The organism is Microbacterium sp. T3-8 (genome assembly GCF_055398145.1).
Window position 1 is genome coordinate 1747869 of record NZ_AP027918.1, and the last position, 11816, is coordinate 1759684.

General features: G+C 68.6%; 13 protein-coding genes. 10 read left to right on the forward strand and 3 right to left on the reverse strand.

The annotated features are described in order from the left end of the window. The first annotated feature begins 74 nt into the window (after positions 1-74). The 4 genes from ACZ5Y9_RS08190 (at position 75) to ACZ5Y9_RS08205 (ending at position 4236) form a co-directional block, all read left to right on the forward strand. Positions 75-1400, forward strand: a complete 1326-nt coding sequence (locus ACZ5Y9_RS08190) for an inorganic phosphate transporter (protein ID WP_247622744.1) — start codon at positions 75-77, stop codon at positions 1398-1400. Then, the gene (locus ACZ5Y9_RS08195) at positions 1397-1732 is read left to right on the forward strand and encodes a peptidase (protein WP_247622743.1); all 336 of its coding nucleotides are present in this window, start codon (positions 1397-1399) and stop codon (positions 1730-1732) included. Before ACZ5Y9_RS08190 ends, ACZ5Y9_RS08195 begins: the two co-directional genes overlap by 4 nt. Before the next feature lie 46 nt (positions 1733-1778). After that, complete coding sequence (locus ACZ5Y9_RS08200) at positions 1779-2687, forward strand: phosphodiesterase (protein WP_464471109.1); 909 nt, start codon at positions 1779-1781, stop codon at positions 2685-2687. Between the two features lie 88 nt (positions 2688-2775). Further along, a complete protein-coding gene (locus ACZ5Y9_RS08205) occupies positions 2776-4236 on the forward strand; it encodes an aspartate ammonia-lyase (protein ID WP_247622741.1) in 1461 nt (486 codons plus the stop codon). 66 nt (positions 4237-4302) lie between these two features. Here the strand turns inward: ACZ5Y9_RS08205 and ACZ5Y9_RS08210 are convergent, their stop codons facing one another. Beyond that, positions 4303-5172, reverse strand: a complete 870-nt coding sequence (locus tag ACZ5Y9_RS08210; protein ID WP_247622740.1) for a fumarylacetoacetate hydrolase family protein — start codon at positions 5170-5172, stop codon at positions 4303-4305. 89 nt (positions 5173-5261) lie between these two features. Between ACZ5Y9_RS08210 and ACZ5Y9_RS08215 the strand changes: the two genes are divergently transcribed. The 3 genes from ACZ5Y9_RS08215 to ACZ5Y9_RS08225 all read left to right on the forward strand — a co-directional run bounded on the left by ACZ5Y9_RS08215 (position 5262) and on the right by ACZ5Y9_RS08225 (position 7936). Beyond that, positions 5262-6656, forward strand: coding sequence for a PrsW family intramembrane metalloprotease (locus tag ACZ5Y9_RS08215; RefSeq protein ID WP_247622739.1), 1395 nt, complete (start codon positions 5262-5264; stop codon positions 6654-6656). Between the two features lie 202 nt (positions 6657-6858). Next, a complete protein-coding gene (locus tag ACZ5Y9_RS08220) occupies positions 6859-7227 on the forward strand; it encodes an FKBP-type peptidyl-prolyl cis-trans isomerase (RefSeq protein WP_247622738.1) in 369 nt (122 codons plus the stop codon). Positions 7228-7381: 154 nt separating this feature from the next. Beyond that, positions 7382-7936, forward strand: a complete 555-nt coding sequence (locus ACZ5Y9_RS08225) for a YceI family protein (protein WP_247632403.1) — start codon at positions 7382-7384, stop codon at positions 7934-7936. A gap of 28 nt (positions 7937-7964) precedes the next feature. Here ACZ5Y9_RS08225 and ACZ5Y9_RS08230 read toward each other — a convergent pair whose 3' ends face one another. Further along, the gene (locus ACZ5Y9_RS08230) at positions 7965-9257 is read right to left on the reverse strand and encodes an MFS transporter (protein WP_464471110.1); all 1293 of its coding nucleotides are present in this window, start codon (positions 9255-9257) and stop codon (positions 7965-7967) included. 188 nt (positions 9258-9445) lie between these two features. Between ACZ5Y9_RS08230 and rpsO the strand changes: the two genes are divergently transcribed. The 3 genes from rpsO to ACZ5Y9_RS08245 all read left to right on the forward strand — a co-directional run bounded on the left by rpsO (position 9446) and on the right by ACZ5Y9_RS08245 (position 10720). Beyond that, on the forward strand, positions 9446-9715 hold the full coding sequence (gene rpsO, locus ACZ5Y9_RS08235; RefSeq protein WP_017203073.1) for a 30S ribosomal protein S15: 270 nt from the start codon (positions 9446-9448) through the stop codon (positions 9713-9715). A 128-nt stretch (positions 9716-9843) separates the two neighbouring features. Continuing rightward, the gene (locus tag ACZ5Y9_RS08240; RefSeq protein WP_464471111.1) at positions 9844-10404 is read left to right on the forward strand and encodes a hypothetical protein; all 561 of its coding nucleotides are present in this window, start codon (positions 9844-9846) and stop codon (positions 10402-10404) included. After that, positions 10397-10720, forward strand: a complete 324-nt coding sequence (locus tag ACZ5Y9_RS08245; protein ID WP_247622734.1) for a transcriptional regulator — start codon at positions 10397-10399, stop codon at positions 10718-10720. The genes ACZ5Y9_RS08240 and ACZ5Y9_RS08245 overlap by 8 nt, the downstream gene beginning before the upstream one ends. Positions 10721-10723: 3 nt before the next feature. Here the strand turns inward: ACZ5Y9_RS08245 and ACZ5Y9_RS08250 are convergent, their stop codons facing one another. Next, positions 10724-11728 carry an isopenicillin N synthase family dioxygenase gene (locus ACZ5Y9_RS08250; protein ID WP_464471112.1) on the reverse strand — a complete coding sequence of 335 codons (1005 nt, stop codon included), beginning with the start codon at positions 11726-11728 and terminating at the stop codon, positions 10724-10726. Between the last annotated feature and the right edge of the window lie 88 nt (positions 11729-11816).

Genomic DNA, 11816 nt, shown 5'->3' on the forward strand with positions numbered 1-11816 from the left:
CCCACGGTGAACTCTTCGTTCGTCACGTCGATCTCGTCGACATCTCCCTCTTCCTCAACGACCGAAAGCGAACGGTGGAAACCGCAGCCCTCCTCGTCGTGCTGGTGATCCTGCTGGCACTCTTCTTCGACTTCACCAACGGCTTCCACGACACCGCGAACGCGATGGCCACGCCCATCGCCACCGGTGCCCTCAAGCCCAAGACCGCCGTGCTCCTCGCCGCGGTGCTGAACCTCGTCGGCGCCTTCCTGTCGACCGAGGTCTCCAAGACCGTCTCGCACGGGATCATCCACGAGGACGGCATCCAAGCCGCCGTCTTCCTGCCGATGATCTTCGCCGGGCTCATCGGCGCGATCACCTGGAACATGCTCACGTGGCTGCTCGGGCTGCCCTCGAGCTCGTCGCACGCGCTGTTCGGCGGTCTCATCGGCGCCACGCTGGTGGGCGTGGGCGTGCAGGGCATCGACTTCGGGATGGTGCTGTCGAAGATCATCCTTCCCGCTCTGATCGCGCCGGTCACCGCCGGGATCATCGCCTTCGTCGCCACCAAGGCGGCGTACTCGATCACCCGTCGCTACGACGGCAAGCCCGACGGCCGTGACGGTTTCCGCTGGGGGCAGATCTTCACGTCCTCGCTCGTCGCACTCGCACACGGAACCAATGACGCGCAGAAGACGATGGGTGTCATCACCCTGGCCCTCATCACCGTGGGATGGCAGAACGCCGATCAGGCCGACCCGTACCTCTGGGTGATCATCGCCTGTGCGGTGACGATCGCTCTCGGCACGTACCTCGGCGGATGGCGGATCATCCGCACCCTCGGCAAGGGCCTCACCGACGTGAAGCCGGCGCAGGGCTTCTCGGCCGAGAGCGCGACGGCGGCCACGATCCTCGCGTCGAGCGCATTCGGCTTCGCGCTCTCGACGACGCAGGTCGCCTCCGGCTCGGTGATCGGTTCCGGTCTGGGCCGCCGCGGGTCGACGGTGCGCTGGCGGACGGCCGGTCGCATCGCGATCGGCTGGCTCCTCACGCTTCCGGCCGCCGGCGCGGTCGGCGCGCTGGCCGCGCTCATCGCCCTCTGGCTCGGAGGCTGGGGAATCGCGATCGACGCGGTCCTCGCCCTCGCCGTCATCATCGGGCTCTTCCTGCGCTCGCGGCGTGACGCGGTCACGCCCGCGAACGCGATGAGCGATGTGGCCGAGTCCGGCCTCGCGATCGATCTGCCGGATGCCCCGCCGCCCACGCGCCGCCAGCAGCGGATCGAGCAGGCCAAGGCCGAAGCCAAGGCCCGCAAGCAGGCGAAGGCGGATGCGCGTGCGCAGGGCAAGAACGGCACGCGCACGACGAGCACGACCGCGGTCCGCGACGAGGCCGGTACCGAGAAGGGAACGGGCGAATGAGCGTCTCCATCGATTGGCTCGCCTTCTTCCAGGTGTTCGTCGCGGCGCTGATCGGCGCCGTCGCGATCGTCACCTTCTACGCCTTGGGTCTGCGCCTGCTGGTGCGCAGCGGACACGCTCCCGTCGTGAGCCCCGCGGAGTTCACGGACGCGATCACGGTCATCACCGAGAAGGACCTCCGGCGAGCCGAGAAGCAGGCCGCCAAGGCGGCGCGCAAGAGCCCGCTCACCGACGGGCAGAAGCGCCTGTCGCTCGTCGGTGCGTACGGATGCTTCGCCCTCTGCGCTCTCGCGGTCGTCGCCGGCATCATCATCATCGTCGTCGGCCACTGACGGCCCAGGGCGCTCCGGCGTCCCACCCCCGTCGTAGGCTGGTGCCATGCCAGGGCCCTACGTCTTCGGTCGGCATCAGCCGGCGTCGCACACGATCATCCATGTCAGCGACCCGCACTTCCTCGCCGGAGGCGCGCGCTTGGGCGGGCGCTACGACGTCGACGACACGTTCGCGCGCACGCTGGTCGCCATCCGAGCGGTTCACCCCTCTCCGGCAGCGATCGTCCTCACCGGTGACCTGACCGATCTGGGGGAGCCCGACGCCTATCGTCGCCTGCGTGCCGCGATCGAGCCGGTCGCCCGGGAACTCGGGACGCGGGTGATCTGGGTCGCGGGCAACCACGACGAGCGACCCGCGCTGCGGGAGGGACTGCTGGACGCGCCCGCGACGGAGGAGCCCGTCACGGGTGTCTGGGAGATCGACGGCCTGCGCATCATCGCGCTCGACACCTCGGTGCCCGGCTGGCACCACGGCGACCTCGACGACGGCCAGCTCGCCTGGCTCGCCGACGTTCTGCGGACCCCTGCTCCGCAGGGCACGCTGCTGGCCATGCACCACCCGCCCCTGCCGAGCCACCTCCCGCTGTTCGACATCCTCGAACTGCGCCATCAGGAGAAGCTCGAGGCCGTGATCCGGGGGAGTGATGTACGCGGTATCCTCGCCGGCCACCTCCACTACTCGTCGACCGGGGTGTTCGCCGGGGTGCCCGTGAGCGTCGCCTCCGCCACCTGCTACACCATGAACGTCGCGCGTCCGGCGGCCGAGGTCAACGGGATGGATGCCGCGCAAGCGTTCAACCTCGTGCACGTGTACCCCGACACCATCACGCATACCGTCGTGCCGGTGACGACGGCGCCCACCGGCGAGTACTTCTCGGAGGCGTGGCTCGAGAAGATGGCGGCGCTGGATCCCGAGGCGCGTCTGGAGGCGTTCTCGCGGAAGCCGACGCGCTGATGCGGTGCCCCGAGCGCGGCGAAGGCGCGGGCGTAGACTGGAGTCATCCCCCACTCCACTCATTCGCCACGACCCACAAGGATGTGACATGGCATCTGCCGCGCCGACCCTGACCCGTACTGAGACCGACTCCCTCGGGAGCATGGAGATTCCCGCCGACGCGTACTGGGGCATCCACACCGCCCGCGCCGACGAGAACTTCCCGATCACGAAGCGCCCGATCTCGGTCTACCCGGATCTCGTTCGCGCCCTCGCGATGGTCAAGCAGGCCAGTGCCCGCGCGAATCGCGAGATCGGAGTGCTCGACCCGGAGCGGGCGGATCTGATCGACCGCGCGGCCCAGCGCGTCATCGACGGCGAGTTCCACGACCAGTTCACGGTCGGGGTGATCCAGGGCGGTGCCGGCACCTCGACGAACATGAACGCGAACGAGGTCATCACCAACATCGCGCTCGAGATGGCGGGACACGAGAAGGGCGACTACGCGTTCCTCTCGCCGATCGACCACACCAACCGCAGCCAGTCCACCAACGACGTGTACCCGACCGCCGTGAAGATCGGCCTGTCGCTGACCCTGCGGGCGCTGCTCGAGGAGCTCGACCTGCTGCGCCGATCGTTCCTGGCGAAGTCAGGGGAGTTCCACGACGTACTGAAGGTCGGACGCACGCAGTTGCAGGACGCCGTGCCGATGACGCTCGGCCAGGAGTTCCACGGTTTCGCGACGACCCTCGGCGAGGATCACAGCCGGCTCACCGAGAACGCCTCGCTCATGTTCGAGATCAACATGGGCGCGACGGCGATCGGCACCGGCATCACGACCCACTCCGACTACGCGCCCGCCGTCCTCAAGCACCTGCGTGAGATCACCGGCCTCGACCTCGAGACCGCCACCGACCTCGTCGAGTCGACGAGCGACACCGGTGCGTTCATGTCGTTCTCGTCGTCGCTCAAGCGCAACGCCATCAAGCTCTCGAAGATCTGCAACGACCTGCGCCTGCTCTCGTCGGGACCGCAGGCCGGTTTCGGCGAGATCAACCTCCCCGCCCGCCAGGCGGGCTCGAGCATCATGCCGGGCAAGGTCAACCCCGTGATCCCCGAGGTCGTCAACCAGGTCGCCTTCGCCGTCGTGGGCGCGGACATGACGGTGACGATGGCGGTCGAGGGCGGGCAGCTCCAGCTCAATGCCTTCGAGCCGGTGATCGCGCACTCGATCTTCCAGTCGATCACCTGGATGCGCCAGGCGATGTGGACCCTCCGGGTGAACTGCGTCGACGGCATCACGGCCAACCGCGACCGCCTCGGGACCATGGTGGGTGCCTCGGTCGGCGTGATCACGGCGCTCACCCCCTTCATCGGGTACGCGGCCGCGGCAGCGCTCGCGAAGACCGCTCTGCTCACCAACCGGAGCGTCGCCGACCTGGTCGTCGAGGCCGGCCTCATGTCGCGGGAAGAGGTCACCAAGCAGCTGTCGCCCGCGCGTCTGTCCGGACTCGAGGCCGTCACGGCCGCGATCCCGATCATCCCGACCGACGATCTCATCGAGATCTGAGCGGAGACGGCAGAAGGGCGGATGCTTCGGCATCCGCCCTTCTGCGATTCCGCGCACCGACGACGATCAGTCGAGGATGCGGCAGTGCGTCGTGAGTTCGCCGATGCCGTCGATGCCGACGGTGACGGTCGAACGGTCGCGGAGGAAGATCTGCGGATCGCGGGAGTAGCCGGCACCGCCCGGGCTGCCGGTGGAGATGAGCGTGCCGGGCAGCAGCGTGAGCGACTGCGAGAGGTGCGCGATGAGCGTCGCGACCGAGCGCACCATCTGGCCGGTCGTCGCGTCCTGCACGGTGTGACCGTCGACGACGGTCCAGATGTGCAGATCCTGCGGGTCGGCGATCTCGTCGGCGGTCACCGCGAAGGGACCCGTCGGAGTGAAGCCGTCGAAGGACTTGCAACGCGACCACTGCGCCTCCGCGAACTGGATGTTCCGCGCGGTGATGTCGTTGACGACCGTATAGCCCCAGACGTGGGAGAGTGCATCGCTCGCCGCGACGTTCTTCGCCGGGGTGCCGATCAGAACACCGAGCTCCGCCTCGTAGTCGACCGCTTCGCTGAGGGCGCGGGGCCAGGAGGTCGTCTGCTGGTGACCCGTCAGCGAGTTCGGCCACAGGGTGAAGACGGTCGGTGCGGCGTCGGTCTTGAGACCCAGCTCGCTCGAGTGGGCCGCGTAGTTCAGTCCCACGGCCAGCACGGCCGGGGGCGCCAGAACCGCCGAGGCGAACGACCAATCGGCGAGCGGATGCCGGGGCGCGGCGCCGTCGGCGAGGGCGGAGCGGAGCAGGTCGAGTGCGGTGTCCCCGCGTTCGATGAGCTGCTGCAGCGTCGCCGGAGCGTCGGTGAGGAGGTCGGAGACGAGGATGGCGTCGGCGTCTTCCACCACGGCGAGAACCGCAGAGAGGGAATCCGGACGGCGCAGATGAGCGAACCGCATGCCTCTACGCTACCCGGTGGCTGCGCCCTGTCCGCGGAGGCGTCCGGTATACCGCTACCGGCACCGCTGTGGCCCCTATGCTCGTGGCTATGAGTTTCGGAGGACCGTCCCAGCCGCAGCAGCCCTCGCCGTACACCCCGCCGCCGGCCCCGCAGCAGCCTCCAGCTCCGCAGCAGCCTCCCGCTCCGCAGCAGCCTCCCGCTCCGCAGCAGCCTCCAGCCGTGCAGCAGCCTCCCGCCCCGCAGCAGGCGCCCGCCCCCCAGTTCTCGCAGCAGCAGTACGCGCAGTCGGCGTACATGCCTCGGCAGTTCTCGCAGCAGCCGGCCTATGCCTCCGCTCTCGCGCAGCCGACGCCGTACACGCCGCCCGCTCCGGCCGCGCCCTCTCCCGCCGAGGGGCTGCCGGCGCTCCCCGTGCCGACGCGCAAGGGGCGCAGCGTATCGATCTGGCTCTTCGGATTCCTCGGGCTCCTCCTCCTGGCGCTGATCGGGTACTTCGTCGTGGCACTCGGGCCCTCGGCATCCGTCATCGGGCTGGTGCTCGCGCTCATCCCGCTCGCGATCGTGTTCCTCGGCGTGAGACTGATCGATCGATGGGAGCCCGAGCCCAAGAGTCTCGTGATCTTCGCGATCGCGTGGGGTGCCGTCGCTGCGGTCGGCCTCACACTGCTGGTCGATCTCGCGCTCACCTTCGCCTTCGGTTTCCGCTCGGAGGAGCTGGCCGCGGTCGTGCAGGCGCCCATCGTCGAGGAGTTCTGGAAGGGATTCGGCGTCTTCCTCATCTTCCTCGTGGCACGTCGCGCGTTCGACGGTCCGATCGACGGCGTCGTCTACGGCGCGCTCGTCGGCGCGGGGTTCGCGTTCACCGAGAACATCCAGTACTTCGCGATCAGCCTGATCGAGGGCGGGGGAGAGCAGCTCTCGGTGACCTTCGTCGTACGCGCGCTCCTCTCTCCGTTCGCCCATGCGATGTTCACGTCACTGACGGGACTCGCGATCGGACTCGCAGCACGCCGCCACTCCTCGGCATGGGCGGCCCTCGGCGCGGGGCTCCTCGGCCTGCTGGGCGCGATCCTGCTGCACGCGCTGTGGAACGGATCCGCGACCTACGCCGACTTCTTCCTGCTGTATTTCACGCTGCAGGTCCCGCTGTTCGCCGGCTTCATCATCGGCATCGTCGCGCTGCGCCGGGAGGAGGCGCGACTGACGAAGGCGCGTCTGAGCGACTACGCGGCAGCGGGGTGGTTCACTCCCGAGGAGGTCACGATGCTCGCGACACCGGCGGGGCGCAAGGTCGGAATGGCCTGGGCGGCGCGGTTGCGCGGAGATCGTCGACCCCTGATGCGCGAGTTCATCAAGGACGCGACGACGCTGGCATCCGTCCGCCAGCGGGCGATCACCGGACGGGATCCGCTCGCGTCGGACGACGAGCGCGCGCTCCTCATCCGCACCCGTGCGACGCGCGCCGCGCTGCTCGCGTACTGAGCGACCCGGGGTGGGACCCCGCCCCGAACAGACTCAGCGCCCGGTGCTGCGGCGATGCCTGCATGTCTCCCGGGCGCTGAGTTGGCTTGAAACCAGGGTGCACCCGCCTCCCGGGAGTGTCAAGGGCGACTTCGTCGGGTGTTCGCTGTGAGCAGGTGCGGTCGCGTTGACCGGTCGGCGTCCACTCGGGTTGGATGGAGTCATGACTGATCGTACGAAGCCCGAGTTCGACGCCCCCACCGGTCCTGCCCCCGCAGAGCTGGTCATCCGCGACATCATCGAGGGTGACGGCACCGAGGCCAAGCCCGGCGACACCGTCACCGTGCACTACGCCGGTGTCGAGTTCGAGTCCGGCGAGGAGTTCGACTCCTCGTGGGGCCGCGGTGAGACCATCCAGTTCCCCCTGCGCGGCCTGATCCAGGGCTGGCAGGACGGCATCCCCGGCATGAAGGTCGGCGGCCGTCGCGAGCTCACCATCCCGCCGCACCTCGCCTACGGACCGGCCGGGGGAGGACACTTCCTCTCCGGCAAGTCGCTGATCTTCATCATCGACCTCGTCGCCGTCGGCTGATCCCACGGCGTTCACGAAGACGCCTCGTCCCGTTCGCGGGCGGGGCGTCTTCCGTTGCACTCAGGAGATTCTTATTCATGGGAATATATCTTTCGAGAGCACGGTTCCCTTTCCTGTCGCCATTCGAGCGGCCCCCACGTCCCAAGGAGATCCCATGACCAGCATCGACATCCCCGGCTACCGCCCCGGCACCTACGTCCTCGACCCCTCCCACAGCGAGGTCACCTTCAGCGTCCGTCACATGATGATCTCGAAGGTGCGCGGCACCTTCGGCGTGAAGAGCGCGACGCTGACCGCTCCCGAGAACCCGCTCGAGACCACGGTCGAGGCGAGCGTCGACGTCTCGTCCGTCGACACGAAGGACGAGGGTCGCGACCAGCACCTGCGTTCGGCCGACTTCTTCGACACCGAGAACTTCCCGACCATGGACTTCGTCTCCACCGGTGCCCGTGCCGAGAACGGCGAGCTGTACGTCGACGGTGACCTCACCATCCGCGGCATCACCAAGCCCGTCAGCTTCGAGGTCGACTTCGGTGGCTTCGGTTCCGACCCGTGGGGCAACTACAAGGCCGGCGCGTCGGCCAAGGCCGTCATCAACCGCGAGGACTTCGGCCTGACGTGGAACGCCGCCCTCGAGACCGGCGGCGTGCTCGTCGGCAAGGACGTCACGATCAACCTCGACCTGCAGGCTGCACTGCAGCAGGACTGATCCGCGTGCGATGAGGACCCCGGGCCGTTCACGGCTCGGGGTTCTCTGCGTCGTAGTCGCGGAAGCGCGCGCTGCGCCGCATGAGGACGGCAACCAGCGCGATCACGATCACCCCGCCCAGCACGGGCGGGAACCAGAGCGCTGTGAACGTCGAGAGGGTTCCCGCGTACAGCGCGCCGACCCGGGGCCCGCCCGCCACGACGACGATGAAGACGCCCTGGAGGCGGCCGCGCATGGCATCGGGCACCGCCGCCTGCATCATGGTGTTGCGGTAGATCGAGCTCACGTTGTCGGCCGCTCCGGAGAACACGAGCGCGATGCACGCCACCACGATGAGGGCGATGTTCGGTGCGGCCTCGGAAGCCGGCGGGAGGAAGACGCCCGTGAGCAGGACGATCCCAAACGCCAGGATCGACGCGCCGTACGCCTGGACGGCACGGGCGATGCCGCGTCCGTGCCAGCGGTACTGCACCACGCGGCCGGAGAACAGGCTCGAGGCGAAGGTGCCCAGTGCGACGGCGGCGGTGAGGAGCCCGGTCGTCACGGCGCCACCGCCCAGCAGGATCGTGCCGAGGGCGGGGAAGAGCACGAGCGGCTGGCCGAAGGTCATCGCGATGATGTCGACGATGTACTGCATGCGGATGTTGCCGGCTCGTCGGAGGAATCGCCAGCCATCGACGAGGGAGGCCAGTCCGGGGCGCACGATGTCGCCTTCGGGGCGGAGGGCGGGCAGGGTCCAGAGTCCGAGGAACATCGACAGCATGAGGACGACGTCGATCGTGTAGGTCCATCCGTATCCGGTCAGGGCGACCAGGATCCCGGCGAGGGCCGGGCCCGCCATGACGGTGAGACCCATCGAGATCCCGTTCAGAGCGGATGCCGGCGCGAGCAGGTCGCGCGGGATCAGGCGCGGAACTATGGCGGTGCGGGTCGCCATGCCGACCGAGTTCGCGGCCGCGGTGATCATGCTCAGGGCGTAGAGCCACCAGATCGTCTCCGAGCCGGTCCACGTCAGCGCGGCGAGCAGCGCCGTGGACGCGAAGGTGACCGTCGCGGCGATGAGTGCGACGCGTCGTCGGTCGAACGCGTCGGCGAGCATGCCGCCGTAGAGTCCGGCCAGGATCATCGGGACGAGCCCTGCGACCGCGATCATCGAGACCGCGAAGGTGCTGCCGGTGAGGCTGAACACGTGCAGCATCACGGTGACGAGTGTCAGTTGCCCGCCGATGCCGGCGAGGGCCGATCCGATCCACATCCGAGCGAACGCGGGGCTCGCCTTCAGAGGGGAGAGGTCGATGAGATGTCCGCGTGATCCGCTCATCGCGATGCCTGGCCGTGCTGCACCTCTCGAGCGTATCCGAGGGGGAACGGGTGGGCGCGGATCGCGGTCGCCGGCAGGGGGCTGGGGCTGGTAGACTCTTCAGGTTGCCGTTTGATCGGCCGCGGATAAAGAGAGCCCTCGCATCAGGCGTCGGGCGCCGCGCAACAAGCTGAAAGGGGATCGAATCTATGGCACTCGAAGCAGACGTCAAGAAGGCGATCATCGAAGAGTACGCGACGCACCCCGGTGACACCGGATCCCCCGAGGTGCAGGCCGCAATGCTGACGCAGCGCATCAAGGACCTCACCGAGCACCTGAAGGAGCACAAGCACGACCACCACTCGCGTCGTGGTCTGTTCCTGCTCGTCGGTCAGCGCCGTCGTCTCCTCGGCTACCTCCAGAGCGTCGACATCGAGCGTTACCGCTCGCTGATCGCTCGCCTGGGTCTTCGCCGATAAGGCAGAGCACGCCAGCGTACAATCGCGCAGAACATTCTTGAGAAGGCCGCCCCAGGTGTGGGGTGGCCTTCGTCATTTCCCGGAGGGGTTGATCTCGCTCCCGCTTTCCCGGAGGAAAGTAAGAAGCGGTGACCGGTCGTCGGCAGCGCGCCGTCGATCGGCGGGCGCTCGCGTGGTTGCAGATCGTCAGTGCGGTGGTCACGGCCGCCTTCCTCGTGGCCAGCGTGATCGCACTTCGCCGGCCAGCGGACGGCGGAGCGCAGGCCCTTCTGTTCGCCTTCCTCGTCTACGGTCAGATCTTCAGCGGCTCCGCTCAGCGCAGCGGACTGCAGTGGCGTTTCACCCGTGTCGGCACGCTCGGCGTCGGTGTCGTTCTCGGAGCGCTCCTGATGCTCTCCGTCGCCCCGGCGGGCGTCCTCGCGAGCGTGCTCCTGCTGCTGCTCGCCCTGTGCGTGCTCGCCTGGTTCTGCGCCGGTGCGACCGATCTCGGTCTTCCCGCCATCGGAGCGCTCTGGCGGTGGCCGCACGAGGTGGGTCTCGCGATCGGCTTCGCCCTTCTGGTCGGGCTGACGGTCTTCGACGTCGGGCGCGCGGAGGGCGGAGCGACGGCGGGTGTGATCGCCGGATGCGGCGTCGTGCTGCTCTTCGTCGGATTGACGTTCGTGCCGGGGCGTGGTGTGCGTGGCTGACCGGTCCGCCCATCCGCGCACGCGACTCGATGACAACTTCGCGTCGCCGCTCCGGTTCTCGCTGTTGGCGACGCTGAGTAAGGGAATCGAACTCGACTTCGCGACGCTGCGCGAGATCCTGCAGTGCGCCGATTCGCCGCTGAGCAAGTCGATCAGCCACCTGCACGCCGCAGGTTACGTCACGGTGCGCAAGGCGAGTCTGGGGAGCAGGCAGCGAACGTGGGTGCGCTCGACCGGCGAAGGGCGGGAAGCCTTCGCCGGTCATCTTCAGGCGTTGCGGGAGATCGTCGCACTCGGCGGCGGCGCGTCGCTGTGAGGGTCAGGCGTCGGCGCCCACGAGGTCGGCATGATGGATCGCCGCGACGTCGGGGTGTGCGCGCAGCCGCGACTTGAGCGCGTTCTCGCCGTAGAGAGCGTGGATCGGGTTGCTCGGATCCTCGGTCACCCCCGTGGCCGCGGCGGCGAGATCGGCGGGGAGCTCGATCAGCGGCAACCGCTTGTCGAGCGCGGGGTTGAAGAAGAACGGGATCGAGATGCGCTCGTTCGGCGCCTGCGGAGAGACGACGCGGTGGTTGGTGGCCTTGAGATAGCCGCCGGTCGCGTACTCGAGGAGCTCGCCGATGTTCACGACGAAGGCTCCGGGCACCGGGGGAGCGTCGACCCACTCGCCGTCGCGCTCGACCTGCAATCCGCCCTTGCCGGGCTCGACCCACAGCAGCGTGAGCACACCGGAGTCCTTGTGCGCACCGACGCCCTGCTGGGGCTCCGGCTCATGCGTGCCCGGGTAGCGGACGATCTTGATCAGGGTGGAGGGTTCGCCGAAGTGCTCGTCGAAGTACGACGAGTCCGCACCGAGGGTGTCGGCCCACGCGCGCAGGAGCTTGCGCGCGACCTCCGAGAGGGTAGCGTGCCACTCGGCGACGATCTCCTGCAACTCGGGCTGCGCGGCGGGCCAGAGGTTCGGTCCGATGAGGCGGTTGAACGCCGGGCCGCCGTCGATCGCGTCGCGCTCGGGGCCGATGTCGATCTGCTCGCGCCAGTCGACCTTGCCCTGCGTCCGCTCGCCACCGATGCGCGTGTACCCGCGGAAGTGCGGGCTGTTGACGTTCTCGATCGCCAACTTGTCGGCCTCGGGTAGTGCGAAGAAGTCCAGCGCGGCCCGGTGCAGGCGTGCCTCGAGGGCGGGGGAGATGCCCGTGCCGGTGAGGTAGAAGAACCCGACATCGTGCGTGGCGGCGCGCAGGTCCTCGCGGAAGCGCGCGGCGGCCGCGGGCCCCTCGTCGAGCTGGGAGAGGTCGAGGATCGGGAGCGAGAGTTCAGCCATGGCACGAGAGTACGTCGCCGCCGCGCCGGGACGGGCGTGTGTTGCGGAGGATTACCGCGGTGCTAAAGTCTCGTAGGTAAGGGATGCC